General features: G+C 68.8%; 12 protein-coding genes. 6 read left to right on the top strand and 6 right to left on the bottom strand.

What is annotated here, in order from left to right; genetic code table 11:
• Positions 1 to 483: 483 nt before the first annotated feature.
• A complete protein-coding gene (locus AB0E05_RS29260) occupies positions 484 to 2,874 on the top strand; it encodes a Helicase associated domain protein (RefSeq protein ID WP_361968881.1) in 2,391 nt (796 codons plus the stop codon).
• 24 nt (positions 2,875 to 2,898) lie between these two features.
• On the opposite strand, the gene AB0E05_RS29255 is transcribed toward AB0E05_RS29260, so the two are convergent.
• The 3 genes from AB0E05_RS29255 to AB0E05_RS29245 all read right to left on the bottom strand — a co-directional run bounded on the left by AB0E05_RS29255 (position 2,899) and on the right by AB0E05_RS29245 (position 8,956).
• Positions 2,899 to 3,411, bottom strand: a complete 513-nt coding sequence (locus AB0E05_RS29255; protein WP_361968879.1) for a hypothetical protein — start codon at positions 3,409 to 3,411, stop codon at positions 2,899 to 2,901.
• Between the two features lie 206 nt (positions 3,412 to 3,617).
• Positions 3,618 to 8,099: a WD40 repeat domain-containing protein gene (locus AB0E05_RS29250; protein ID WP_361968877.1), complete on the bottom strand. Its 4,482-nt coding sequence runs from the start codon at positions 8,097 to 8,099 to the stop codon at positions 3,618 to 3,620.
• Between the two features lie 44 nt (positions 8,100 to 8,143).
• Positions 8,144 to 8,956, bottom strand: a complete 813-nt coding sequence (locus AB0E05_RS29245) for an alpha/beta hydrolase (protein WP_361968875.1) — start codon at positions 8,954 to 8,956, stop codon at positions 8,144 to 8,146.
• A 459-nt stretch (positions 8,957 to 9,415) separates the two neighbouring features.
• Between AB0E05_RS29245 and AB0E05_RS29240 the strand changes: the two genes are divergently transcribed.
• The 3 genes from AB0E05_RS29240 to istB all read left to right on the top strand — a co-directional run bounded on the left by AB0E05_RS29240 (position 9,416) and on the right by istB (position 13,773).
• Positions 9,416 to 11,005 (top strand): protein kinase, encoded by a 1,590-nt coding sequence (locus tag AB0E05_RS29240; protein ID WP_361968873.1) that lies wholly within the window; start codon positions 9,416 to 9,418, stop codon positions 11,003 to 11,005.
• A 313-nt stretch (positions 11,006 to 11,318) separates the two neighbouring features.
• A complete protein-coding gene (gene istA / locus AB0E05_RS29235; protein ID WP_361968871.1) occupies positions 11,319 to 12,860 on the top strand; it encodes an IS21 family transposase in 1,542 nt (513 codons plus the stop codon).
• Positions 12,861 to 12,933: 73 nt separating this feature from the next.
• The gene (gene istB / locus AB0E05_RS29230) at positions 12,934 to 13,773 is read left to right on the top strand and encodes an IS21-like element helper ATPase IstB (RefSeq protein WP_361968869.1); all 840 of its coding nucleotides are present in this window, start codon (positions 12,934 to 12,936) and stop codon (positions 13,771 to 13,773) included.
• A 336-nt stretch (positions 13,774 to 14,109) separates the two neighbouring features.
• Here istB and AB0E05_RS29225 read toward each other — a convergent pair whose 3' ends face one another.
• From AB0E05_RS29225 to AB0E05_RS29215, 3 genes are all read right to left on the bottom strand, one after another.
• Positions 14,110 to 14,670: an XRE family transcriptional regulator gene (locus AB0E05_RS29225; RefSeq protein WP_361968867.1), complete on the bottom strand. Its 561-nt coding sequence runs from the start codon at positions 14,668 to 14,670 to the stop codon at positions 14,110 to 14,112.
• A gap of 10 nt (positions 14,671 to 14,680) precedes the next feature.
• On the bottom strand, positions 14,681 to 16,936 hold the full coding sequence (locus tag AB0E05_RS29220) for a helix-turn-helix domain-containing protein (protein ID WP_361968865.1): 2,256 nt from the start codon (positions 16,934 to 16,936) through the stop codon (positions 14,681 to 14,683).
• A 463-nt stretch (positions 16,937 to 17,399) separates the two neighbouring features.
• Positions 17,400 to 19,733, bottom strand: a complete 2,334-nt coding sequence (locus AB0E05_RS29215; protein WP_361968863.1) for a Helicase associated domain protein — start codon at positions 19,731 to 19,733, stop codon at positions 17,400 to 17,402.
• A 203-nt stretch (positions 19,734 to 19,936) separates the two neighbouring features.
• Between AB0E05_RS29215 and AB0E05_RS29210 the strand changes: the two genes are divergently transcribed.
• Both AB0E05_RS29210 and AB0E05_RS29205 read left to right on the top strand, forming a co-directional pair.
• A complete protein-coding gene (locus tag AB0E05_RS29210; protein ID WP_361968861.1) occupies positions 19,937 to 20,911 on the top strand; it encodes a TniQ family protein in 975 nt (324 codons plus the stop codon).
• Positions 20,912 to 21,076: 165 nt separating this feature from the next.
• Entirely contained in the window at positions 21,077 to 26,107 is a 5,031-nt protein-coding gene (locus tag AB0E05_RS29205; protein ID WP_361968859.1) for a hypothetical protein, read from the top strand.
• Positions 26,108 to 26,630: the final 523 nt, after the last annotated feature.

The raw sequence follows: 26,630 nt of genomic DNA, 5'->3' as shown, positions 1-26,630 counted from the left end.
GTTCCAACCCGCTCCGCGGGTTGGAACACGCTGCGCGTGTCCAAGCGAAACCGCCGGGCTTCGCCCGGCGCCCCTGGGTCGCTTCGCTCCCCAGGGGCAACCTCCGCTGCGCTGCGGTTGCTTGACGGAGTGTTCGTTGCGGGCCGGCTTCGCTCGGCCCGCAACGAACCGGACTGCTGCGCAGTCCGGTTGGGCAGGTCCGCTTCGCTCCCCTGCCTGAGGCTTTTCGGCTTCGCCTTCAATCCTGCCCGCTGCGCGGGCGGCTGGCTACGGGGCGGCGATGGCGCGGGGTTAGGTGCCGCGTCTTGGCTTTCGCTCGAGCGGGGACTGTTCGTCCAAGCTCGCACGCTGTGGGTGGTGTCCCTGTCATAGTGGAGTTGACGCTGAGCCTGCGGGGTCTGCAATCAAAACTGGGCGCGGATAAATTCTACGCTGAGCGGGTGGTGCCTCTGCAGGGTGCCCCGGGGTGAGAGGTGGTTCGCTGTGTCGGCTCGGTGGAAGCTTCGTCCTCATCAGGTAGAAGCTGTTGACGCGGTGGTGCGGGCTTTGGGGTGTGTTCCTGATGCGGGGTCGCCGGGTGGGCTGCGGGCTCAGGTTGTTGCTGCCACCGGCACGGGGAAAAGTCTGATCGCGGTTCACGCGGCTCGGGCTCTGCGTGCGCGACGGGTTCTGGTTCTTGTTCCCACGCTCGGGCTGTTGGCCCAGACGGTGTCGGTGTGGCGCGAGGCGGGGCGTCGGGGTCCGATGTTCGGCGCTTGTTCGCTGTCGGGTGAGGACACGCAGATTCTTCAGTGCACCACCGACGAGGCCGAGTTGGTGGGGTGGGTGTCGGGCCTGGATTCGGTGACGGTCTTTGCCACCTACGCCTCGCTGGGGCTGGGCGTCCTGGAGCGGAGCCATCGCGTGGGGCTGAGTACGTGGGACCTGGTGGTGGTGGATGAGGCGCACCGGACGTCGGGGGCGTTGGGGAAGGCGTGGGCGGGGGTTCATGACGATGGGCGGGTGCCGGCGCTGCGTCGGTTGTACATGACGGCAACGCCGCGGTTGTGGGAGGTGGCGGATCGGGAGGGTCCGCAGGGCGGTGAGCTGGTTGCGTCGATGGATGACGAGACGGTGTTCGGGCCGGTGGTGTACCGGCTGTCGCTGTCGGAGGCGATCGAGCGGGGGCTGATCGCTCGTTACCAGGTGGTGTGTGTGGACATCGCGGATCCTGGGTTGCCCGTGGTCGATCTGGCGGGGAGTACGGGCAGGAGTGCGCGGGTGCGGGGGGCGCGGCTGGCGGCTTTGCAGACGGCGGTGATGAAGGTTGCTGCGGAGCGGTGGCTCAGGCGGTTGCTGACGTTTCATTACCGCACGGGTGAGGCGGAGGCGTTCTCCAGTGGCCTGGGTGGGGTGGCGAAGGAGCTGCACGAGAGCGATCCGGAGTTTTACCCGGGGGCTGATGGGGTGTGGGCTGACTGGTTGTGCGGGGAGCACAAACCGGGGCACAGGGGTCGGGTGCTGGAGGAGTTCGCTTCGGAGCCGGAGGTTGTTCCGGGGGCGGCATGGGCGCGGGTGCTGTCTTCTGTGCGGGTGCTGGGTGAGGGGGTGGACACCAAGGAGTGCGATGCCGTCGTCTTCGCGGACGTGCGAGGGTCGGCGGTCGACATCGTCCAGGCGGTGGGGCGGGCGCTTCGCATGCAGCCGGGCGAAGGCAAGGTGGCTTCCCTGGTCGTTCCCGTCTTCCTCGGCCCGGGTGAGCAGCCTGACGAGATGCTGGCCTCGCGGGCCTACGAGGAGCTGGTGAAGGTTCTCATGGCTCTTCGGGCGCACGACGCCCAGGCCGTGGAGCAGCTGGCCGCTCCTCAGGTGGCTGGCGGCCGGTCAGCCGGCCGGATGGTGGCGGTGCCGGGTGAGGTGGGGAAGGTAGCTGCGGAGCTGTTGTCGTTCTCCCGGCCTCGGGATCCCGCGCAGCTGGCGGCATTCATCAGTCTGCGGGTTCTGCAGCCCGAGAAGCAGTTCTGGCGGCGAGGTCTGGCAGCCGCGCTGGCGTATCGCAGTGACCATGGTGATCTGGCGGTTCCGTACGAGTACCGGACCGCGGACGGGTTCGCTCTGGGGGTGTGGATCACCCGGCAGCGCAGTGCTTATACCCGTGGGGAGCTGAGCCAGGAGCGAGTGGGGCAGCTCGAGGAGCTCGGCATGATCTGGTCGCATACCGAGGTCGCGTTCGCTGAGGGGCTGTCGGCTGCACGTGGGTGGGCCCAGGAGCACGGGCACCTGCTGGCGCCGGCCGATGCCATGTGGGAGGGGTACGCAGTAGGGGTGTGGCTGAAGAACCAGCGGGCGGCCGCAAGGCAGGGCACGAGCGGGCAGGGGGCGGGTGGGCTGAGTGCGGCACGGCGCCGGGCCCTGGAGGACATCGACCCGTCGTGGTGCCCTTCCTGGTCGGTTGCCTGGCAGCGGTGCTTCCACCTAGCCCGGCTGCACGTCCAGGGCGGGCAGACGCTGCCCGAGGAATCGGGACGGGTCGTGCTCCAAGGCGAGGACCTAGGGCAGTGGGCCGGCGGACAGCGGCGTCACTGGGAGACTCTCGGTGCGGCGCAGCAGTGGCTGCTGAGGGAAGCGCTCGGGCTCAGCCCCATGCAGGAGGATGAGCGGGGTGCGGCGCAGCCGCGGCGTACACGGGCTGAGGTGTGGGCGGCGAATGTGGCTGCTGCCCGCCAGTACCGGGAGCGGGAAGGGCACCTGGAAGTGCCCCACCGGCATATCGAGAAGGTCGGCGAGGCCGAGCACGCGCTGGGTGTGTTCATCGCCAACAGCCGCTCCCGCCGAACGCGGCTGGCGCCCGAACGGGTCGAGGACCTGTCCGAGCTCGGAATGCGATGGGAGTGATGCCCCGGGTGGTTGAGGCGTGGGTCAGTTGCAGACTGCTTGTGCGAGGACGGCCTGGGGCTTCCGGTTGCCGGCAGCGGCGCCGAACTCGGCTGCGGTGGGGTCGCCGCTGAGGCCGGTACACAGAAGAACGCAGCCCGATTCTTGAACCATCTCCCACATCGGGTCTGTGAACCGGATGGCGTGGGCGCAGACGATGGCTCGCGTTTCTCCTGTGTCTGTCACTCCGGCCAGTCCGACGAAGGCCTTGGTCTTGGTGTTGAACATTGCTGCCCAGTCGTTGCTGGTCGGGGGGACTCCTGGAGCCTGCAATGTCGGCCATGCAAAGAAATCCTTCACCTGCTGGAGATCCGTCGGGCCGCCGACAGCAGACATGGCGATGGAGACGACGCGCTTCATGGCAAAGTTGATCTCGCTCAGCGTTCCTTCCTGCCTGAAGTTGCCGAGTTGCGGGGTCCCCAGGCCGACGTGGCTGACGGTGAAGTTGATGTCAGGGGGCTGGCCTGTGTTCCGGGAATGTCCCGGCTGCGCGGTCATGGTTCCAGGATGGTGAGCCAGCCGGCCAGCGGCTCACAGTTATCTGGCGATCACTACAACGTGTGCATGTGAGCTGGAATTCGGGCGTGTTGGTGCTAAGAGGGCTGTGCCGCAACTGTGGTCGCGTCCCCGTCAAGTGCCCAGGTTCTTCCGCAGATGCCTCCAGACGGCTCCCTCGGGCGGTGCCACTCGTGAGGCTCGGCCACTCACGAGCTCCGGTCCTTTCCGGCGGATGTGTGATCGCCGAAGCCGCCGCCCAGAACGTAGAGCTCCGATCCCGCGATCATGCTGAGCAGCCCGTCCGGCGATGAGCCTGGCGTCCGGTTCGATGCCCAGGACAGGGCGGTGATGCTTGCCGAGACCGATGCGCTCTCCACGAGCGTCCGGGTGGTGAGATCGAAGAGGTCGAGCGTGCTGTCCTGGTGCCCCGCGAGGACGAAGGGACGGCCTCCCTGGGAGAGGCAGGCCAGGGCCTGCAGCCCCGCCTCCGCACTCGACCCGGCCAGCGGAGGTCCCGCAGGACCGCCCGTGATGCCGTCATGGACGAAGATCGCGCCGCTCGCGTGACCGACGACGGTCAGACGAGCGGCACTGGCCGCGCGGGGTCCGGGAGGTGCCATTGCGAGTGTGACGACAGTCGAGCGGTCGTCCGACAGGGCCCTGCCCGACCGCGTCTGGCGCTCCAGATTCCAGAACAGACACGTACCGTCCGCGTGGCCCGTCACGGCGGTCGTGGGGTTTCCATCGGTGGCACTGGTGCAGGCGATAGACACGACCGGTGGTCCGCCCGCCGCGAGCAGGGTGACTGGGTGCTCGGGGTCGGCGAAGTCCCACAACCGGAGACTGCCGTCCGCGTGACCCGTCAGTGCGACGGCCGACCCAGCGACCGCGACGCAGTCCAGCACGGTGACGACGGGGCCGACGCGTATGCAGTGGCCGGTGGCGGTCGGAGCGAAGCCGTCTCGGAACCGCAGGACGTGCCCGCCATGACAGGACACAATGCTCGGCCCAGGCGCCAACGGCAGACCCGTACAGCCCAGAGCGGTTACCGGTTCTGATTCGGGCGACATCCTGGGATACCGGTCGATGAGCCTGCCCAATACGGAGTTCCACACTCGGATGTCGCCGTCCGAGTGGCCGGTCACGGCAACGGCGCCGTTGCCGACGCGCGTACTCGCCAGCACGTTCGCCCGGAGACTGACGGGCGGGTGCGTCATAGCGTGCTCCAGGTCCCAGACATTCATCCGACCGGCATCGTCGGTGGTGACCGCCGCCAGGCCGGTGTCCAGTCGAGTGACATGCACCGTACGGACGGGAGCGTTGTGGCCCACGAGGGAGACGGCGTCGTGGTCCCCCATGTTCCACAGCCTTACATGCCCCGATTCGTGGCCGGTGACGACGACGGCTTCGTCCTCGACCCTGGCAGTGGCGATCGTGCGAATACGGGCGCCGGGCCCAGTGAACCGATGGCGGCCCTCCCTCCCGGCCGGTGCCAGGTATCGCGACGCGGCGACGGACCAGCTGTGGACCGTCCCCGAGGCGTCGCCCGCCACGATGAGGGAGTTGGCGTTCCCCGTGTCCGCGGGTGTTGCCAGCGCGCTGACCAACACTGCCTCGGTCCCGCCGTCGCCCGTGAGCTCGAAAGGCTCGACGCCGGGGAGCGTCCACAACGAGAAACCACCGCCCGGGCGGGACGTCGCGAGGCAGGGCACCCCGTACAGCCGGACCAGCGCGGGCCGCGCCTCGCCCATCGTTCCGGTCGGCAGGCAGGCCACCTGTTTGGCGGTCCCGACGGCACCCATGCCTTCCAGTTCCCAGGTCCTGACACATTTGTGCTCGTCGGTGGCAACCACCACGATGCGTTTGTCGACCACAACACAGTCCACCAACACCATGGAAGCCTGGGCGGTGCTGTCCCGGTCGAGGGGCAGCAATTGGCTGTATGGCGTGTCGAGGCTCAGGTCCCAGACCCGGACGTCGCCGTTCGCGTGTCCCGTGACCAGCAGGGAGCGTTCGTCGTCGTCGAGGCAGGCCATGTCGGTGATGGGGCCGCTCTCCGTCGCGTCGGCACCTGTCACAGCCGTGCCGTCGGAGAGGTTCCGGAGCTGTATCGTGCCGTCGTCGTTCGCTGTCACGGCCAGAGGAGAGTCCGGCAGGATGGTGAGGGCCGCCACTTCGTTGAGAGAGCGGAGGAGGGCGGGCTGGGGCGACGCGGTGGTCCAGTCGGGGCAGGGGAGCAGGGGGAGCGCGCCCTGCTGTAGACGCTCGGCGAGTTCGTAGTCCTGTGCGCGTACGGCGTCCAGTGCCAGGGTCCACCGCCGTAGTTCCGGCGGCGCGCTGCGGTGCCGGCCGAGCGAGGCGCGGTACACCGCGGTGGCCTGTCGAGCGGCGTCCGACCTTGCCTCCTGAAGGTAGGGGGTGATGTGGTCGGGGTTGGCGTGGACAAGGAACTCGTAGTCGACGAGGAGGTCGTCGAGTGCCCCGGCCTCCGACGCGTGCGCGGTCAGGTGATCAAGGAGATAGGGATCAGCGTCGCGCCAGTCGCGGGTTCCCTCCGGCGTCTGGGGAACGCAGTCCAGCAGCGTCCGGTGGACGGCTTGGGCGATGAAACGCTTGATCTGCGTGCTGGTTGCCACGCCCCCGCTGGCTGGCTGTGCCAACCAGTTGTCCATCACGCCCCGCACGTGCCCCCTGCGCAGATCGTCGGCCAGGGCCTGGTGGTACAGGCGGTATACGGACCGCCCGTGGGCGTCCACCGCCTCGGTGACGTAGGCGGCGGCTGCGTCCGTGGTGAGGAGGTCGGCGATCTCCGACTCAATGACCGGTTCGCCGTACATCAGGCTGGCCAGGCCGGCCCAGATTCCGGGCAAGGGGAGGCCTGATCCGAAAGCGTAGGCGAGAGGCAGCAGCACCGATCGGTAGAGGTGGGTCTGGTCGGGAGATAGTTGGACGTTACGGGCCCAGAGGAACGCGGGGCCGATACCGGCGTAGGGTCTGCTTCTTCGGCGGGACACCGCCTGTTCCAGGGGCTGGGGCAGCATTGAGGCCCAAGTGGTGGGGTCCGCGTTCCAGAAGTCGCGGTCTGGGCTGGCCAGAGCACGCGAGACGATGCGGGCGACCAGGTAGTTGGGGAAGGCTACGCGCCCGATCTCCGAGGCGGCCCGGTCGACGAGGTCGTGCGGGAGCCCGGAAGAGCTGCCCTGTCCGTGCGGGGCAGCGAGGAGGCGGGCGGAGTAGTCCACAAGGTCCCGGCGGGCGATCCACTGGGGATCGTCCAGGTCGAGGAGAGCTACCGTTTCGGACCCAGTGCTGTTCTCGAAAGCCTCGGGGCGCGCTCCTGCGAGCACGCGGAAGTACGGTGCATGGTGCGTCGCCCGGCCAAGAAAGCTGTCGATGTTCACGGCCTCGTGGGCACCACCGGTCCGCGCGGCTTCGTCGAGGGCGTCGATGACGAGGGTGAAGGGTTGGCTCAGTGCCGTAAGAGCCTTCATTACGTCTGCGGTGTCGGCCGTGGGCGCTTCCAGGGCGTCGGCGAGTGCGCCAAGGACGTCGGTGAGCCGCTTGCCCGCCGCGTGGACGGCGAGATCGACGGTGCCTGGGGGCACGTCCGTGGAGACGATGACAGTGTCGTCGGGAATCCGGTGGCGGGTGGCAGGGTTCGAGCGGGTGACAAGGCGCCCCAGCACCGACGACTTTCCGGTTCCCGGTCCTCCCGTCACCCGGAAGAGGCGGACGTCCCGCTCTGAGTCGCCGCGCAGCCATCCGGCGAGCCGGGTGAGAACCGCGGTACGGCCGGTGAAGTAGTGGCCGGTCTCCTCAGGGCCGTGCGCCCCGACGCCCCGGGGCGCGAAGTGCTCCACCAGATCCTTGCGTCGCAGGCGGTGCTGCTCGGAGGCCACGCGCTGTTCGGCCAGGTCCAGGTCCTCGTCGAGTCCACCGACGTGACGGGGGTTGGGCAGAAAACCCGTGCCGTCGTCGTGGACGACGGCTAGGTCGGCGCGTTGGGTGAGGGACCGCGCCGACATTTCCCGGTTGACCTCTCGAACGACGTCCGAGAGGTGGATGTACGGAGGGCGTTCTCCCACGAGGACACGGTCCTTCTCCACCGCCCGCCCCAGCACCGCCGCCAGCGTCTCGGCGAACGCCCCGTCCTGTGCCTCCTCGCCGCTCCGGGCGGCGCTCAGCACAGCAAGGGACTTCCAATGCATCCGCTGGTCCCTGCGCGAGGCGCAGACCGAGAGGAGGTGGCTCTTGGCCGTCTGTGCAAGCACGTCGGCGGCACCGTCGCCGGCGTAGCAAGCGTCGATGACGACCAGCAGGCGCTGCACCCCGGCGTCGGCAGCCAGCTCGACCAGCCGAGCGGTCGCCAGGGCTGTCACCTTCAGGGCAGCGGGATCAGACTCGGTATCAGAACAGATCAGGTAGTGGTCATACTCCTCAACGCCGTGACCGGCGCAGTAGACAACGAGAACGTCGTCCTCGAAGCCGAAGTGCTCCCGCAGCCAGCGCAACATGGACAGTTCCACGTCCCGTGACTCCAGGGGATCGAGCATTCCTGTGAGGTGGGAGGCGGCCGGCGCGTATCCGAAACGGTCCAGTGTCTGGATGACGGTCGCAACGTCCGGGTGGACCTTGGGCAGGGGGGACCAGTACGCGTCCTTGTACTCTGCCGTACCGATGGCGAACACGTGGCGCCCGGGACCGCGGCCGTCGGCAGAAGGCCCTGGCTCCGTCACCGGGTCCCCGGAGAAGGGACGTCCGTGAGGCGCAGCGCCGAGACCATCGCCTGGCCGGTGCTCGCGTCGGTCAGATGGCGCCCCAGGTCGTGCACCTTCCATCCGTTGTCCACCACTCGGTCGTCGACCGCGCGCCAGCCGCCCGGTACGTCGAACAGTGGCCCGATTCGCTTGACCGACGCCACGACGTCGTGTCCGTCGCACAGGTTGGTCCAGGATCGGACCCCCTTCGGCCAGGCGCCGCGGCCGTCCACGGGCGCCGGGTCCAGGCGGTCGAAGACCAGCTTCGGCATGCCCAGGGGAGAGCCGAGCGTCACCAGCGCCCGCACGTTCCCCGGGTCCGCGCAGAGGGCCTCGTACGCCACCACTGATCCCAGGGAATGGCCCACCACCACCGCGGTGTCCGGACCGATGCGCGAGGCGACCGCGTTCCGGGCGTGGCGGCGGACGGCGTCGTCCTCCAGGTACCTGCGGACCTGACGCAACGTCCCCAGGAGGAAGCGTTCCGCGACCGCGCCCGGCATGCAGCGGGACCGCAGGAGCGCATTCATGGCCCGCTGGACCGTGAGAGGCGTGGGCGCACGCGTCCCCTCGGCCGCAGGCGCGGCAACACGGTCAGGTTCCGCCGTAGCTGCCGCCTCCCAGAGGGCCAGCAGAAGGTCCTGCTCCAGTCCTTCGTCGAGGTCGGCAACCCGTCGCGGCTCGTCCGCGCCCCTGGTCTGCCGGGGCACGGCCCTAAACGCGTCGCCGTAGAAGGCGATGTCCACATCCTCCGGTGAGAGCAGCCCCTCAGCCCCTGTGCGTTCCACACCGTCTACCACGGCCGCCGCAAGAGCGGTGTGCAGGGACCAGCGTCCCAGGTACTGCTTTCCCACACCATGTACGAGCACTACTCGCGCCATACGTCTTCCACCCCCGAACATCGGCAACTCCCCGAGCTTAGAGCTTCTCCGTCAACGAACACCTCCGTCTGGCCCAGGTGGCCCGCTCCGCCGTCGCCTGCACCCAGAAGGTCGCTGGCGGACGCTGCGTCTGCGGAGCGTCGCACTTTCTCGGCCCCAAGGGTTGCCCAATAGATGACCTCGAGAAGACGTCCCCGCACCTTGTGGCTCCAGCCAGCTGGAAGCAGTTTTCCGCTTCCTTGCTGGCGCCAGCTGCGGGTGGCGGGACTGAGTGGAAAGCATCAGGACCGCAACTGCTGGTCCATCACGGAGGCTCGGTAGCATTCATCGCCTCTCACCCGAGCCGATCACACGTAAGGAGCGGTCGTGTCCAGCCGTATCCAGCCGCTGCTCCCTGGCGATCCGCGCCGAATAGGTGCCTGGCGTGTCATCGGCCGGCTCGGGAGTGGCGGTATGGGCGTCGTTTATGCGGCTGTCGATACCGTCGGGCTACGCCTGGCTGTCAAGGTCATCCACCCTGCGCACGCTACGAACGATGAGTTCCGGGCTCGCTTCCGTCGCGAGGTCCAACTCTCCCAAAGGGTGACAGGACCGTGCCTGGTCTCGGTCCACGATGCCGACACCGATGGGGCTGCTCCATGGCTCGCCACCCTCTTCGTGCCTGGGCCTACACTCGCCCAGTACCTCGATGCAAACGGCCCTGTACAGGACACACATCTGTACGCGCTCGCTGCTGGGACCGTGGCCGCGCTCGCCTCAATGCATGAAGCCGGGGTTATCCACCGGGACATCAAGCCCGGCAATGTCATCCTCTCTCCGTCCGGCCCCAGGGTGCTGGACTTCGGCATCTCCCACGCCCTGGACGGCACGTCGGTGACACGGACCGGGGCCGTCACTGGCACTCCGGGCTGGATCAGTCCCGAGCATTACCAGACGGGTGCGGTGGGTCCTGAAGGAGACATCTTCGCCTGGGGCGCACTGGTTGCTTATGCGGCCACAGGCCGTCTCCCGTTTGGCACTGGTGCTCCAGATGCCGTGGCTTTCCGCGTCATGTCCGCCCGGCCCGATCTTTCAGGTCTTCCTGGCGACCTTCTGCCTCTGGTCCAGCAGGCTATGGCCAAGCAGCCTGGAGACCGGCCTACTGGGGCAGAACTCACCCGTGCATGCTCAGCGCTGCTTGCCGCACAGGCCACTACAGTCACACCCGCAAGCAAGCAGCCAACCCTGGCTTCCGACCTGGCGAGCGTGTCTTGGGGTGTGGCGCAAGAGAACGATCCCGCCTGGCGGTCCGCTGGCTCGCGGCGAAAGCGTCCTGGGGTTGTTGCGATGGCCGCCGTGGCCTCCCTCGTCGCAGGAACCATCGGCGGAGCTGTCGCCGTGAAAGCCACCGGGACGCCCAACCAGGCACCGGCTGCGGCGCCAAGCGAATCGATCGCGCCACCTCGCACGGTCGCGCCAGCAGCTCAGCCACCCGCGGAGGAGGTTGTTCGCCCGATCCCCTCGCCCACCTCTCTGGCTGCTGCGGCGTCTTCAGCTCCGGCCGAGGAGGCGAAACCGTCCCCTTCTCCTTCGCTGCAGCCGCCGCCGTTCACCTACGTGCCTGCCGAGGTGGACTGCGTTCCGCGGAAGCAGGCAGGAGTCGAGGGGGCGTGGCAGATTTTTGTCCCGGGTGAAGTTCGGGCTGGGGACGCGGTGGAGCTCGCGCTGCGTAACAAGTACGGCAATTTCGATCCCGTGCAACCGGAGATGAACGTCTTGGCCCGCGTGTATGTGCCCGATGGAACGTCACGGCTGGCTCGAGGCAGCCTGCAGTCCGACACCTCAGCAGTCGTCACCTGGCCGGGAGACTTCTCCGGGGCTGATGCCTCCTACGCCCCAGGCACGTATACCGTGGTGTGGTCGGTCGGCGACGGCTCACACCGCTACATCGCCTGCACCGGATTCCTCGCAAGCTGACCTGCCCGGTGAGCAGGAATCGGGTGTCCTCACGCTGATGGATCAGGCAGGTGCACAGCGCGTCAGGCCTGACTCGCGCACTGCCGAATGTCCGCCTCAATTTCGGCAAGGCTTCGTAAAGTTGAGAGCGGACAGCGCAGAATCCCTATAAGCGGACAAGTCGGATCCTGCTCTGCGGACAGTTGATCTCCCTTTCCGTGGACCCATTCGTGTCGGTTCCGAACAGGTGATCCCTCCGGGGGTTGGCTCAGTGCTGCCTGGCATTGAGATCAACCGATCCGGAGGGACCGTGAAGAAGTCTGACAGGGAGATCATGGAAATCTTCGAGGCTCTCGACGCCACCGATTGCGCGCATTCGGCGGCTGCGCTGGCGGGGGTCGATCCGAAGACCGTGCGCCGGTACGCACGAATGAGGGACGCGGGTCGCCCCACGGGTGGTCCGGTGAGCCGGCCGAAGGTGATCGACCCGTTCATGCCGAAGATCGAGGAGTGGGTCGAACGGTCGCAGGGCACGGTGCGGGCCGACAAGCTCCATGAACGCCTTCAGCTGATGGGGTTCGCCGGGGACGAGCGGACGACCCGGCGGGCAGTCGCCCGGGCGAAGGACCGCTGGCGGGCCGGCCACCGCCGTACTTACCGGCCGTGGATCACCGAGCCCGGTCTCTGGTTGCAGTTCGACTGGGGATGGGGCCCGAAAGTGCCTGGTCCGGGCAGTGGTGATGAGCGCGAGACGCTGTTGTTCTGTGCGTGGCTGGCCTGGTCCCGGTTCCGTGTGGTCATCCCGGTCTGGGACCGGACCCTGCCCACCGTGATCTCGTGCATCGACTCCACGTTGCGGGCGATCGGCGGAGCACCGACCTATGTGCTCACCGACAACGAGAAGACGATGACCATCGACCGGGTCGCCGGGATCGCGGTCCGTCATCCTCAAGTCGTCGCCGCGGGACGCCATTACGGCCTGCAGGTCCACACCTGTGTCCCGTTCGATCCCGAGTCCAAGGGCGGCTCGGAGGCCACCGTCCGCATCGCGAAGGCGGATCTGATCCCCACCTCGGCGAACCTGCGGGAGAAGTACGGCAGCTTCGCCGAACTCCGCGGGGCCTGCGCGATCTTCTGCCAACAGGTCAACACCCGCGTCCACCGCGAGACGGGCAAGACCCCGGCCTCCGCTCTGGACGTCGAGCGCACCCGGCTGCACCCGCTGCCCGAGGCCCCCCACACCCTCGCGCTCGGCGAGTCCCGGCAGGTGCTGCGGGACCAGACCGTCCGCTTCGGCTCGGTCCGGTACTCGACCCCGCCGGGTCTGGTCGGCCAGGAAGCCTGGGTCCGCGCGGACGGCGAGGAACTTGTGGTCGTGGTGGACCTGTCCCGGCTCGCGCACCGGCCGGAGTGGATGCAGGGCCCGGCCGGGCTGATGGAAGTCGCCCGGCATCCGCTGTCGCTGCCCGGACGTCCCGTCATCGACCTGGCGCACTATCCCAACCATCCGCAGGAGATGGACGGCTCCCCGCGCCAGCCCAGACCCAAGCCCGTCAACGACGCCGAGGAAGCCTTCCTCGCGCTCGGCCCTGGGGCGAAGTCCTGGCTGATCGAGGCCGGGGCCGCGGGCACCACCCGGATCCGGGTGAAGATGGCCGCCGCTGTCGAGCTCGCCGCCCTCATCGGCCCCGCCGAAGTCGACCTCGGTCTTGGTCTCGCGGCGACCGCGGGACGGTTCGCCGAGGACGATCTGATGTCCATCGTCCAGCACCGCCGCCACGGCACCCGGCCCGCCGACCTCGTCGTCGCGGACGAGGCGCACTCCGTCCAGCCCGGCACCTCCGCCTGGGCCGACTTCGGCCGCCCGCCCACCTGACCCCCGGTCCCGGGCCGCTTCGCGGCCCGGGACCGCCAAGCCCGAACAGTCCACCGCAGAAAGGCAGTCGATGATGAGCACCACCGCCGTTGCTGATCCGCCCGAGATCGTTCCCGCCCCGTCCCCGGTCCCGCCGTCGCCCACGCCGCCGCCCATCCCCATCGAGCTGGAGACCGTCCTGAAGCGGATGCGGTTTCCGTACTTGCGCCGGGCGGCACCCGAGATCCTCGCGACGGCCCGCTCACAGCGCTGGGACCCGGCCGAAGTGGTCCGGCTCCTGCTGGAGGAAGAGATCAAGGGCCGGGACGAGGCGACCCGCCGCAATCACCGCCAGCAGGCCCAGCTCCCGTCGGGCAAGACCTTCGACTCCTGGCGTGAGGCCGACTCCTCCATCCCAGCCCCTACCCAGCAGGCCCTGATGACTCTGGAATGGGTCGGCCGCGCGGAGAATCTGGCGGTCGCCGGCCCCTCCGGCACGGGCAAAAGCCACCTCGCCGAGGCCCTCGCGAACAAGGCCATCGACGAGGGGATGAAGGTCTCCTGGTTCACCCTCGAATCGCTCACCGCCCATCTGGGGCGGGCGACCGTCGACAACACCGTCTCCAGGGCCGTCGCGAAGATCACCCGATGCGACCTGATCATCATTGATGACATCGGGATGCTGCCCTCCGGACAAGCCGCCGCCGAGGCGTTCTACCGCGTCATCGACGCCGCCTACGAACGCCGGTCCGTGATCGTCACCTCGAACCTGCACCCCTCAGGGTTCGACTCGATCATGCCCAAGACCCTGGCCACCGCCGCCGTCGACCGGCTCCTGCACCACGCTCACATCGTCCTCACCGAGGGCTCCAGCCTGCGACTGACCCAGGCCACCACAGGCCAGGGCGTCGTCCCCCTGAGCCCATCAACCTGACTGAGCCAACCGAGCTACGAAAAGTCATACCGGACAGGGAGATCAACTGTCCGCCCACGAGGACCTGAAAAGTCCGCTCACCCGGACGGCCCGCTGTCCGTGGACAAAAGTCCGGGCTCGCAGCTCGTCAAGGGTCCTCAACGTCAACAGTGTCTTTGCGTCGGTCTCGAGGAAGCCGCGCACCATCAGGCTCTCGGTGACCTGATGAACCGAGTTGAGGGCCAGGCTGGCAGGCTCCATGAGGCTTTCGTTGGTCTTGCCGGTTCGGAAGTAGGTGGTTCCCTGAGAGGAAGAAGTGTTGAGGAGCAGTCCGTGGGCTCCTGGTCCGGGGCTGGTCTAGAGGCCGAACTCGATGTGCTGGACGTCGAACAGGCGCACTTCCTCCAGGCTCCCGGCCCGCGTCCCTTGGTTCTGGAAGTACGTCTCCTTGAGTCCTTCGGCAGCAATCTGCTGGAGTTGGTACTCAGAGGCGCCCTGCTCCTGCGCGGCGAACAGGCGCTCGGCGAAGCGCGGCGGCAGCGCTACGGTGAGGTGGCGTTCGCGGGCCTCGTCCGTGGTGCCGACGGGCGCACTGTAGCCGAGGCGGCCCTGGACGTCGATGATGAGGCCGCTGCTCGTCCCGGCGGTCTTCTTCGCTTGCGCCTTCACGCGGGGCTGCCATCGCTTTTTCACCTCGCCGGACAGCCGGTCGGCGAGGTCCGGGCGCGGTTTTTTGAGCTGGTTCTTCATGTACCGCTCAACGGTGCGCTGGGAGATCCCGAGGGCCTGGGCGGCGGCCTTGGTTCCTTTCAGTTGCTTGACCAGGTACCGCATCTGCGCGCCCGCGCTCTTGGGCGCTGGGCGTGTGACGGCCTGCTCCAGTGCGTTGTCGAGTCCCTCGCCGACGGACTTGGTCATCTTTGGTGCCCTACTCCTCTGTGTCGGCGGTGGTGACGTCGCCGGTCTTGATGTAGCGGGCCAGGTTCAGCTCCGGGGCCTGAGCCCGTTCGCGGAGCTCCTCGGCCCACAGAGTCGTCTGGGTTCCTTCGTGCTTGACCATCCCGGGCGACACCCCGAGCCGGAACGACCCGGGTACCGTCTTGCCCGCGTCGTCGTAGGGCAGGACGTCGAGTGGTGAGGGTCCGTCGGCGGCGTAGACGGCGCAGTCGGACAGCACGGCGACCGGGTAGCGGCCGGTAGCGGCGGCCAGTGCCACCATCTTGCGGTGCATGCCGATCCGGGCGCGGGAGATCACGACGGCGCGGATGTCCGGGCGCCACGTGGGGCGTGCGAGAGCCGGCCAGGGCTGTCCCGGCCGCCAGCCTCCGCCGCGTGCCCTCTCCTGGAACTTGCCGATGCCGTTCTTCACCGTCGACTTGATCGCGTCCAGGACGATCGCCGTCTGCGGGTCACGCTGCTTGTAGCCGTCCATCGCCGCGAGCAGTCCTGGTGGCGTCAGGTTCTCGGTGACGCCGAGGTCGGTCATCGTCGACACGTAGGCGTCGCGCAGCCGCTTGTACCAGCCGTCGAGGTAGCGGCCCGACTCCGGGCGGATGAAGGCCTCGAGGGGGGCGACGTCGTAGCCGAGTTCGGCGGCGTAGGCGACGGTCGGGGTCGCATACCAGGCAGGCCCTGCGGGGCGCTTACCGGTCGGAGTGAAGGGGCTGGGCAGCAGGTCGCCGTCGAGGGTGTGCCACTGCTTGCCGACCTTTATGCGGGACAGGTCGACATGGGAGAGGTCGACCAACCACGAGCCCGGTGTCTTCGCGTCGAAGGCGGGGTTGGTGACGTGGACCGGCGCCGTGGCGAGGCCGACGACCGCGCCGTTGGCGCTGGCGGCGAAGGCCATGTTCACGTCGATGCCGACGAGATGGCGCCGCATGCACTCGTCGTCGGTGAGTGGGCGCGCCCAGTCGTACGCCTCCTCGAAGAGCTTCTCGGCCGGCGTCCGGACATGGAAACGCGGCAGGTGAGCGAGGACCGGGTGGCCGTCGGTCGCCTCGCACGGCGGTGGGTCCATCGGTTCCTTGCCCAGGGAGCCGGGGTTGTGTTCGCTATGCCGCTTGCCGCTCTCGTCCGGGGCGGAGGCCCGGGTGGGCGGGTGCAGGGCGGTCATCAGTTCCAGGCCGGTGACGGCGGTGGAACCTCGTGGGGTCATGACCCGCGTGGCGTACGTACCGAGAACAGCCGCAAGTTCGGCAGGAGGGAGGTCTGCGGCGTGGCCCCAGCTGCGGGCATCGAGCGCGTTCCAGGACGGAATGCACAGCTGGACGCAGGAACGGCGGCCGCCCTGAGCGGGGCGGTAGATCCGCGCCCAGGGGCCGAGACCGCGCTTCGTCAGCTGCCACTGCGCCCGGGTCAACTGGGCGATCGCCTTGTGGGCGTCCGGCAGGCGCCCGGCCAGACGCTCCTCGTCGGTCAGCTCGACGGGCAGGCCAAAGCGCTCCAGAGCGGTTTTGGTGAGGACGAGGAGCGGGTCGGCGTCCTTGCCCGAACCGTTCAGCCGCTCCGCACCGAGCTGCGCCTCCGCCAGCGTCCACTCCACCAGCGAGGGCAGTGTCTTCGCGGGCACGTCCAGGACCAGACCACCCACGCAGTACGCGTAGACCTGGCCCTCATCGTCGACGTCGACGACGGCCAGCGGCCCATTCACAAACCTCGGGTCGCCAGCGATCGGTGCAGTGGCCACAGGCTTCGAAGCGGCGGTCTTCTTGATGCCCGGGCGCCGCACTGTCGTCGGATGGGCGGGGGCCGCCGGGCTGGGCGCTGCCTCGAGCCGCGGGGGCTCCTCGGCCGCCGGAGCAGCAGGTGCCGGGGCCGCGGTCGTCTCCGGTGCTGAGGCGCTTGCTCCTCCCGCGAGTCCCGGAGGCTGCTCGACTGCCGGAACAGCCGGCGCTGGGGACGGAGCCGGGGCGGCGAACATCTCCGGTGCTGGGGCGGGATACTTCTGCGCCCATCCCTCCAGCAGCCGCTGATACGGCGCGCGGCGCGGGGCCCTCGGCTCGCTGCGGCCCGCCTCCCAGTTCTTCACCGTCTGCGTACTAGTCTCCAGAACCTGCGCGAGCCGCGCCTGCGTGACCCCGGCCGCCTCACGCAGCCGCGCCCGCTCCGTCGGCGGCGGCATCGCCGGCTCCCCCGCCAGCAACGCATCCACCGCATCGAACAGCTCATCCTGGGTCGACATACCTCAGAACCTAGCAGATTTATCTGCAGATTTATCCTCTAATTTACCCTCGTTCGAGTGATCCCGCCGGTTCGCTTTCGCTGGCCAGGACCGCACGACGACATCCACGCCCCATGGGGTGCCGCCAGCGGCGGGTCCACCGCATCTCGAGGGCCTCGCGCGCTGAACGTTGCCGGTGAGCCAGAGCTGAGAGGCACTCGGCTCCTGCTTCGGCGGCACTCCAGTCATCAGCTGTGATCTCAACCTTGATCACGCTCTGGCGGTCACGATGGTCGGTCATGAACCGTTCAACGGTGCCGGATCCTGAGTAGCGGGTGCTACGGGCCATCCCAGGGCGCGGGAATCACCGCAGCGCTGCACTCAGGAAGACGAGCACAACAAGCAACACGAATCGTCTTCAGGCTCAGCTGCAAAGACAGTTCGGCATGCCCTCGGGCCGGCTTGATCGCAGGCCACGTACCGGTCAGCGGATCCAGCGGAAGTCGAGGGCTTCGAGTGCGTGGCGTTGTTCGGGGGTGAGCCGGAGCGGGTCGCGGCGTTTGTCGGCGATCCAGGAGGCGAGGTGCAGCCCGGTGTCGGGGCAGAGGTAGTCGGAGGGGACGTCGAGGTGCTGGTGGCTGCGCCAGAAGGCACGTGCCGCGAGCAGTCCTCTGGCGAAGGCCCATTGTGCATGGCCGCGGGGGCGGCGCAGGAGCAGGGCCAGGGGGTGGCGCAGCGGGAGGGCGCCGAGGAGTTCGTGCTGGTCTTTGTGGAGGGTAGGCAGGGCGTCGATCTGGTGGTCGAGCCAGCGGGTGAGGGGGGTCTCGTCGATGTCGGGGCGCAGGTCGGGGAAGGGCAGGTTGCCAGCGCGGGCGGCCGTAAGGACCTGGGCGTAGGTGTGGTGCCAGTGCTTGGGCCAGCGGGTGTTCCACCAGGGGTAGATCTCGTTGAGGGCGCGCTGGTAGCCGTAGGGCAGGGTGCGTTTGTTTGCTTCGCGGCGGCGGTCGGCGATCCAGCGGCCGAGGCGGATTCCACCGAAGGTTTCTTCGCGGTGCGGGGCGAGGTGGCCGTGGCGGTCTTTGTAGTCGCGGGCGATCTGCAGCTTGTGTTCGATGCTGTGCGGGGGGTGGGGCCAGATCATGCCGAGGGTGTCGAGCTGTTCGATGCGTTCGGGCAGGAGCATGCGGTTGATGCGCAGGGAACGCTGCCGGCCGAGCCACCAGCCGAGGTAGAAGTGGTCGGGGCCGAGGTAGCGGCTAGGGACGTTGAGGTGCCCGTAGGTGTCGAAGAAGCGCTGGGCGCTTTCAAATCCGATCCGCCATACCCGGTTGGGCGCTCCGGTGGCCTGGAGGTCGAGCAAGGGGATGATCTCGTCGGCGCGTTCGGGCCGGGCGGCGACTCCCGGGTTGTCCTCGGAATCGTCGGAGATAGCCCAGTCGACACGGTGGATGACGTGCTCGTCGTAAGTGCTCAGGGCGATGAGGACCTGGTAAAGGAGACGGTAACGGGTTCCTTTGACTCCCTCTTCCAGTTCTTGGCCGGGTTCCATGAAGACGGGGACGATGATGGTGGAGATCTTGTCGTCGCCGGGGTTCTGGCGCAGTGCGCGGCCGACGGCCTGGGTGATGTCGAGGGAGCTCTGCTTGGAGTCGGCGAAGAGGATCGAGTCGGTGCTGGGGAGGTCGATGCCCTCACCCAGGCAGCGGCAGTTGGTCAGGACCGCTCTTTGGGGCGCGGCGTCGGGGCTGGGGCTGTTGATCGGGACGGACCCGAAGGTTTCGATCATCTTCCTGCGGACAGCGGGGGCCTGGTCGGCGTTGACGGTGCCGACCAGGAGAGGCGCCTGCGTCCCGGAGGGCATGAGCGCCGCTGTTTCGTGAAGGGTCTCGGCGAACATGCCGGCGGAGACGATGAGGCGATGGAAAGTCAGGGTCCGCCGCAGGTCGTATCGCTCCTGGGCACGCAGCAGGGCGATCTGGGCGGCTGCCACCCGCAGGGCTTCGGCGCCGACGGAGTCGATGGAGGCGTATCTGAGGACGCGGTGCAGTTCGGCGTCGCTGATCTCGACCGCGACGATGCGGTAGTCCGCGAGCAGGCCCTGGTCGATCGCCTCGGCGAGGGAGATGCGGTAGACGACGGGGCCGTAGAGGCTGGGGTCGTCCATGGAGGCCACTTCGCAGCCAACTGCGACCTGGGAGCCGGCTTTCTCGTCGAAGACGCGCGGGGTGGCGGTCAGGTAAAGGCGGTGGCGAGCGGGCAGGGCGTCGTTGTCGTGGATGACGCCCCAGGCTTTGTGACGGTTGCCGGCGGTGCGGTGGGCTTCGTCGCAGATCACGATGTCCCAGCGCGGCAGGTGGTGGTCGCGGTGGGCCCGGGTCAGGTTGTTCAGCGAGTGATAGGTGCAAAAGACGTTCACCGGGCCGTCGGCCAGCGAGGCACGGCGGGCGAGTTCGCCCGGGTCGCGGATCATGGTGAGAACGCCGCGCAGCGGCCGGACCTGGGGGCCGTCGCGCCCGCAGTAGCCCAGGTAGATTCCCTGACGGCCTTCGCTCTGCCAGACGGCGGCCGTCTGCTCGAGAAGATCCAGGGTGGGCATCACGATCAGCGCATTGCCCTGGGGGGCGGTCTCCTGGACGGTGTTGAGGGCGACGAGGGTCTTGCCCGTTCCGGTGGCCATGACGACGCTCACGCGGGGCGCGCCGTCGGTGAACTCGTGGACGCAGGCGTCGACGGCGAGTGTCTGGTGGCCGCGTAGCGGTGTTCTGAGGCCGTTGCTCATCAGCGTGGCCACGATGCCCTCCCGGCAGCGGATCGTCACGTTGCGGATCAAGGTTCAGACCCGTGCCGTGCAGGCTGTTGGGGTGTTGCCGTCGGGTTCACCCGAAGGAGTTAAGGGACCTTGACCGGGCTGCGGGGCGGCTGGCGACGATGGAAACGCAGGTATGCGGGGCGGTCGCGGAAGAGGGGGCTGGGCTGGTGCTGCAGATGCCGGGGCCCTACGGTCCGCGTCAGCCTCTGCCGATGCGCATTTCGCCGCTGCCCGGGGAGTCGACGGGGTCGTTCGTGAACCGGCTGGCGCACGCCAACGGGCTGGGCCTGGCGGACTTCCTCCAGCGCGTGGGCCAGGGCACGGGATCGTCGTCGCAGGGTGCTGCCCGGGTGGCGAAGTACCCGCAGTGCACCGAGATGTACGTGAACGGACCGGGCCTTGAGTATCTGGCCGTGCTGGCCGGCCAGTCGGCGGCCGTGCTGCGGCAGGCACTGCCGGCGCTGGCTGCGCGCCACCTCCTGCCAGGTGACGGGGACGCGGTGTGGAAGTGGCCCTGGCAGCCGTCGGAAGGCCATCTGGTGCGCTGCTGCCCCGGGTGTGCGCAGGGCCTCGGGGTCAGGGAGCCGGCGTGGTGGCTGGTACCGAACGGCTGGCGGGTATGCGCCCGGCACGGGCGGTGGTGCGACGACTCCAGGACGCAGCCGGAGGGCGGGCTGTCCCTGCAGGAGCTTCCCGAGGTCGTCGACGCGCACCGGGAGCGGGTCCGGCTGCAGAGACGGTTCGGCCGGTCGGGCGAAGAGTTGTTCGCCGACGCCTTCCAGGTAGCGGCGGAATGGTGGCGGACGATGCCCATGGTGCCGCGCTGGGGCCACCGGGCGTGGGCCTGCGGGCTGGAGGACCGCAGCAGCCGGGTGATGCCGCTGGTGATCTACCCGGAGGCGGCGCGGCTTGCGCAGCTGATGGCCGGGTTCGAGCAGTCGGACGTCCGTGACGCCCAGGCCCGTGGCCGGTGGCTCGGCCAGGCCGAGGCGCTGATGGAGGCGTGGGAGGTGGACGCCCAGGCGGGCAGGGCCGCGTTGCTGGACTGGCTGCACCGCCACCGGACACGGGCCGCCCCCGCAACGCAGCCTGCCGTCGGGCGGCGGGGGCGACTGCCGCTTGCCCCGGGGCACCGCCGGCTCGCCTCGCCGACCGGGCCGCTGGAACAGCGCTCGTGCCTGTCCTGAGGGTCTTGGCCTGCCCGCCGGCGGCCGGGACGCAGCAGGAACCCGGCGGCGCCCTGCGCCGGCCTGGTTCCCGGTCGAAAGAGCGGGCCCCGCTGTCAGTGCGGGCCTTTAGGCTGGCATCCGGCGCGCACGCTGTGGGGCGGCGGAACGGGTCAGAGGGCGGCAGTGACAGCGAACGACAGCAGGGCTCACAACTGGCGGAGCATCCGGGAGTGGGACGGAAGCCAGCATCGTGCCTTCGAGGAACTGTGCTTCCAGCTCCGCCTCGACGCCCCCGCGGGCTGGGAGACGATCAAGACCGCGGCTCCGGACGGCGGCGTCGAATGGTACGACCAGGCCCCCGACGGCAGTGCCGCACACGGATACCAGGTCAAGTTCGTCGACGACATCGACGACCTGCTCCCCCAGGCGAAGAAGAGCGCGGCGACGGTCGGCGAGAACATCGCCCACCGGAAGATCGTCCGGCTGGAGTTCCTCACCCCCATCGACCTCACCGACCCCACCCCATTCACCCCGGCGGGCAAGCGGCGTAAAGGCGGGCGGGAGCGGTGGAACAGGGCCGTCGCCTCGTGGAAGAAGACGCTGCCCGGTCTCGCTGATGTCGACATCCGCTACATCGGGGGCGGGGATCTGCTGACGCGGCTGAACCGGCCGGGAAACGAGGGGCGCCTGTGGTTCTTCTTCGAAAAGCGCGCGCTGGGCAGCCAGTGGCTCAAGGAACAGGTCACGCTGGCTGAGCGTCTGGCTGAGTCGCGCTACACCCCCCAGCATCATGTGCCGCTGCCACTGGCCCAGGTGGCCGACGCGTGTGCGCTGCCCGCGGAGTTCGTGCGGCACAGCGCCCAAAGGGCCCGGGACCTGCAAAGCGACACCGAAGCGTTCCTCACCCAGCTGACACAGTGGGACGTCTCCCATCCCCCCTCGCCCAGCAGTCCGGCACACCAGGAGCTGTCGCGGTGGGTGCGGTCGTGGGCGCCTGCGATACGACAGGGCGCACAAGAGGCCGTTGACGGCCTCTCCGCCGCGTCTGCGGCATCCGGCTTCCCTGCCGAGGAGACAGCCGCTGTCGCTGAGGACATGGCGCGCCTGCTGGATGACTTCGCGCAGCTGGCCGACCGGTTCGTCACGCATTCCCGGCACGCCGAGGCTTCCGCTTCGCCTGCGATGCCGGGGCACAAACGGCCGGCCTGGGAGGGCATCAAGGCGCTGGCCGAGGGTCCTGTGGGACGTGCGCACAGCGCCTGCGAACGGATGACGGCGCTGATGCGGGACACGGCGGCCCAGGCGGCGCAGAAGGGAACATGGCTACTGAAGGGAGCGGCCGGGCAGGGCAAGACGCATCTGCTGGTCGACGCCGCACGCCGGGCCGTGGACGCCGGCCGGCCGGCGCTGGTGGTGTTCGGCCAGGAGCTCAGCGGGCGCGATGCGTTGACCGAGATCGCGCAGAAACGCGGACTGGGCGCGATCGCCGAGCGGGACTTCCTTCAAGCGATGGACGCCGCGGGAGCCGCAAGCAACTGCCGCTTCCTGTTGATCATCGACGCACTCAACGACGCCGACGATGCCACGCGCTGGAAGGGCGAGCTGCTCGCCCTGCAGGGGCGCATCGCCGCGTTCCGGCACATCGCCCTGGTGGTGTCCTGCCGCTCGACCTTCGCACCCCTGGTCGTACCCGACGGTTTTGAGGGTCCCGCCTCGGACCATCCCGGTTTCGCCGGTCGGGAGATGGAAGGCCTTGAGAGCTACCTCAAGGGAGACCCTGCGGCTCTTCCCAGCACTCCCCTGCTCTCCTCGGTCTTCACCAACCCGTTGTTCGTGAAGCTGTATGCGGACGGTCTGGAAAAGAGCCGAGGCCGCGGTTCAACCGACACCGCCGGGCAGGCCCGTGACCGCAGCACCGTCTTCGACGCCTACGTCGAGCACCGGGCAGAGGTGATCTGTGCGCGCCTTGGCCTGGATCCGCTGACCCGGCCGGTCCACCGTGCGGTGGACGCCCTGGCCGCGCACATGGCCGCCACCGGGGTGTCCGTGCTGGGCCGGGAACAGGCCCGTGCCCTGGTCGACGCGTACGCGCCTGCGGCCGCGAAGTGGCCGGACACCATGCTCGGGGAATTGCTCCTGCAGGGCATCGTGTCGAGCGAGCGGACTTACCGGGCCGAGGAGGAGACGGGGATCGGTTTTCCCTACCAGGCGTTCGGCGATGACCGCGTCGTGCGGTCGGTGTTCGCTGCCCACCAGGGCGAGATCGACCGCTTGCGTGGGGGCCGGGGACTGGGCGAGGACTCGGCTGTGCGGGCCTGGCTGGCTGCGGCCGCCCCGAACTACCAGGAAGCCGCCTCGATTCTGCTGCCCGAGCAGACGGGAACGGAACTCATCGATCTTCTGGTCTCCCCTCCCCCGCCGCTGGCGGGGGAAGACAGGCCCACCGGCCGGGCGGAGGTGCGCAGCCGTCAGCTGGCCCGGAGCTTTGTGGCCACTCTCCCGCTGCGCAGCACCCGCAGCGTCAACGAGCGCACCGTCGAGCTCCTCAACGAGACGGCAGCCCGTCACGGACGTGTCGGCGATGTGCTGGAGGCCGTGGTGGCGGTCACCGCGGAGCCGGGGCATCTGCTCAACGCCGACCGTCTTCACGCGACGCTGGCGAAGATGCCGCGGCCCGAGCGTGACGCGTGGTGGGGTGTCGAGACGTACAACCTGCTGGGGGAGGTCACCGCGCTGCACCGGCTGCTGCGCTGGGCCGAGCAGTACCCCACGCCACCCCATCTGCGACCGGCCTCGCGCCCTGCCCGGCCCCGTCTGGGCCTGCGGGCCCGCCCGCAGGCTAAGGCGTCGGGTCCAGCGCAGAAGGAGGCTGTCCGCCTGGCGGCCACGACCCTGGTGTGGACTTTGACGTCGTCCAACCGGTTTCTGCGGGACCGGGCGACGAAAGGACTGGTGCAGCTGCTCCTGGGGCACGGAGAGGTTCTGGAGTCCTTGCTGGACAGGTTTCTCGATGAGGACGCGGAGAAGGTCGACGACCCCTACCTCTTCGAGCGCCTGGTGTGGGTCGCCTACGGGGTGGTGGGCCGGAGCGGGCAGGGCGAGGACCAGGATGCGCTGGTGGGCCGGATCGCCCGGCGGCTCATCGATCACCTCTATGGGGACGTCGGTTCGCCCGCCCACGCCTCACGCAACGCGCTGCTGTGCGATGCGGCCACGCGCCTGGTCACCCTGGCGCACGGCGCCGGATGCCTCACCGATGAGGAGGCAGCCACCGTCCGGCATCCGCACACCTGTGCCGAGCTCGGGCCGGCGCCTGCGCAGGAGGAGCTCGATGTGCGCTTCCCCCGGACAGAGCAGCCGGAGTCCTCGTGGGGGGCGGTCCTCTCTTCTCTATCGTCGCTGGGCGACTTCGCGCGCTACGAGGTCCAGCCCGCAGTCCGCCACTTCAGCATGCTGCCGTTGCCCTGCGCCTATCCCAGCCGGCCGTCGTGGAAGCGGAGACATGATCCGGTCGTGGTCGACCCCGCTGGCATCCCGGCTTTCGCCGAGAGCCTCCCGCCCGACGTCCGGACCGCTTTGAGCACGCCGGAAGCAGTCGCGCAGCTCCTCGCCGGTGGGGAGGGCAGGCGGGTCCTGGAACAGGATCAGTACGCACTGCTGCAGGGCTGCCAGGTGCCGCCGACCAAGGACGAACGCCTCGCGCAGGACCGCGTGGATGCCGAATGGGCGTCCCGGTGGGTTTTGGGCCGCGTCGCCGAACTTGGCTGGTCTCCCGAGCTCTTTGCCGAGTTCGACACCTACCGGCGTCGTCTGCCCAGCTCCCCTCTCTCCCACAAGGGCGAACGGATCGGCAAGAAGTACCAATGGATGGCTCTGCACGAGCTCGTGGAGCGCCTGGCGAATCATCACCACCCTCACCGGACCAATGAGCAGGACCCTGCCAGGTATCCCGGTGCGGCACAGCTGTTGCTGCTCGACATCGATCCCTCCCTGCCTCCGGCCCGGCACCCGTTCTCCGTCATGGACGACGACACCAGCCCCGACGAATCCGACACCGCCACGTTCCCGCCCGCGGATCCCTCGCACCCCCTGGCACCTGCCGTGCCGGCTCTGCCGGACGACGACGGCGCGGCCGACTGGATCACCGCCGGGGACCATCTGCCCGATCTGGAGGAGCTGGGCCTCAGGACCGACGGTGAGGGCAGGCAGTGGATCGTCCTCCACGAGCAGTCCACGGACGACCACGACGGCAGAGGCTGGAGCGCCGGCCGGGGCCAGGCCGAACAGTGGCACCACCTCTACAGCTGGATCGTGCCCGACCAGCAGTCCGCGAGCCTGCTCGCGTGGCTTGAGGGCCGCCCGTGGACGAACCGGCTGTTGCCCGAGGGCCCCGACCGTCACAGTCTGCTTCTGGCCGACTTCCCCACACCTCCCGGCCCCTGGACCGATCCCGAACCCGATACCTGGCATGTGGCCACATTCGTCTACGAAGAGGACGAACCCGTCCAGCAAGCAGAACCCGCCTTGGACAGCCTGCTTGTCCCAGGCAGCGACGAGGAATCCGATGACGATGCACAGACGCTGGATCCCGATCCTGAGCCCGCTGACCTGAGCGAGATCGGCGACGTCTACACCCGCTGGCGTGAGCAGCAGGCACGGAGGAGGGCGGAGAGGCTCGCCGATCTCGCGCGGCGGTGGGCGGAGGGTCCGGTCGAGGACAATGACGAATGGGCGGAGCGGCTGCTCACCACGCCGCAGGGCCGGCACGACCGCGCCACGGACACCACCGGCAAGCCCGTGACGGCCATCCCGACCGACCAGACCTACCAGTGGAGCGGACAGGGGCCGGACTGTTCCCTGAATGCCTCCGTCTGCGTCACCCTGCTCAACGACCCACTGCTGAGAGGGGCCGGACTGCGACGCGACCCCGACCAGCCCCACTGGTACGACGCCGACGGGCTGCTGCGGGTGCAGTACCTGACATGGGTCCGTCCCAGCGGCAAGGCCAGCACCCTGCTGGTCTGCCAGCAATGGCTCGAGCAGCAGCTCAAGCGCCTGGGCTGCGACCTGATCCACGCTCTGCGCGGAGAACGGCAGACGCTGTCTGAACACCCCCGTTCCTGGCGAGAGTTCAGCCAGATCAGCGGTCACAGTGCCCAGGGGAACCGAACTGCAGGAACGCCTGTGACCGCCCTGAAGAAGAGCTTCCGGTAGAAGCGCGGGGCCCGGCAGGCAGGTGTCTGTTCTCTGGGCCCCGCCCCTGTGGCGCCGGGGCGCTTCGACGTGGCTGGACGTCCCGCCATATCCGCGGTGCGGCATAGGGGTGCAGGGGTTGCCTTGCCCGGACAGGCGGCAGCGAGGCATCTTGCGCGGTGGCCCGGCTGCGGGCCGGGGTAGCCGAGGCGGCCTCCTTCTGAAAGGCAGGATCGCTTCTTGTGCGTGGGCGTGTAGGTCACGGGGGCAGCCGACGGCAGCACACCGGCGCGTTCACCCTTTCGGGCGTATCGGGCCGCCGGGCAATCCTGTGCGCACCGGCACGGAGCAGTATGGCTGCCTGGGCTTTTGCGGTACTTCCAGCCGTCAGAAGAGGGGCAGGGCAAGGGCGTGTTGCGAACCTGTCGGTCCTCGCCTGCTCCGTCGTGGTCGGCAGTAAGCCGACCGGGATGGGGGCGCGCCACCCGTATGGCGCCCGGGCGGGTGCGAGAAGAGCCGGCGGGACACGTACGCGGCGGGCGGT

This window comes from Streptomyces sp. NPDC048057 (assembly GCF_040653095.1).
Taxonomy (GTDB): Bacteria; Actinomycetota; Actinomycetes; order Streptomycetales; family Streptomycetaceae; genus Streptomyces.
The sequence above is the reverse complement of the archived record's forward strand: the minus strand, read 5'-3'. Positions and strand labels throughout refer to the sequence as shown.

What these genes read in the sequence shown, in the direction of transcription:
- istB (WP_361968869.1), top strand. Translation starts at nt 12,934, where the DNA reads ATGAGCACCACCGCCGTTGCTGATCCGCCCGAGATCGTTCCCGCCCCG.
- AB0E05_RS29220 (WP_361968865.1), bottom strand. Translation starts at nt 16,936, where the DNA reads ATGTCGACCCAGGATGAGCTGTTCGATGCGGTGGATGCGTTGCTGGCG.
- istA (WP_361968871.1), top strand. Translation starts at nt 11,319, where the DNA reads ATGGAAATCTTCGAGGCTCTCGACGCCACCGATTGCGCGCATTCGGCG.
- AB0E05_RS29255 (WP_361968879.1), bottom strand. Translation starts at nt 3,411, where the DNA reads ATGACCGCGCAGCCGGGACATTCCCGGAACACAGGCCAGCCCCCTGAC.
- AB0E05_RS29210 (WP_361968861.1), top strand. Translation starts at nt 19,937, where the DNA reads ATGCGCATTTCGCCGCTGCCCGGGGAGTCGACGGGGTCGTTCGTGAAC.
- AB0E05_RS29225 (WP_361968867.1), bottom strand. Translation starts at nt 14,670, where the DNA reads ATGACCAAGTCCGTCGGCGAGGGACTCGACAACGCACTGGAGCAGGCC.